This is a genomic window from Caballeronia sordidicola, from assembly GCF_000729995.1.
In the GTDB taxonomy this organism is placed as follows: Bacteria; Pseudomonadota; Gammaproteobacteria; order Burkholderiales; family Burkholderiaceae; genus Caballeronia; species Caballeronia sordidicola_A.
Window position 1 is genome coordinate 1 of sequence record NZ_JNFG01000172.1, and the last position, 356, is coordinate 356.

Sequence of the window (356 nt, forward strand, 5' to 3'; positions counted from 1 at the left end):
GTAGTCCTTGAGATAGATGGTCTGGGGCTGGTCGGTGCGCATGGCTTACGTCCTTACATCTCTGCTGCGGAGGCGGACACGGCCAGCTGATAGGCCGTGTACTTGCGAATGTTGATCACGCCGGTATCGAACATCAGGTATTGACCCTTGATGCTCAGCAGCGTGCCTTCCACCACGGGGGTCTTTTCCAGGTCGTGGCTGACCACCTTGGTGGGATAGACCGTCACCGGATAATGGATCTCGATGGGCGCCATGTCGACCACCGGCTGGATCGCCTGCAGGCCGAAGCGGCCCTGGAGATCGTCCAGACCCTGGGCGCAGGCGTCGAAGATGCGCTCGCGCACCGCCACCAGGTC

1 protein-coding gene is annotated in these 356 nt (G+C 61.5%); it reads right to left on the reverse strand.

The annotated features are described in order from the left end of the window. Positions 1 to 53 precede the first annotated feature (53 nt). Positions 54 to 356: DUF2797 domain-containing protein (locus FH08_RS0134250; protein ID WP_031362666.1), on the reverse strand; the 303-nt coding region annotated here is incomplete at its 5' end.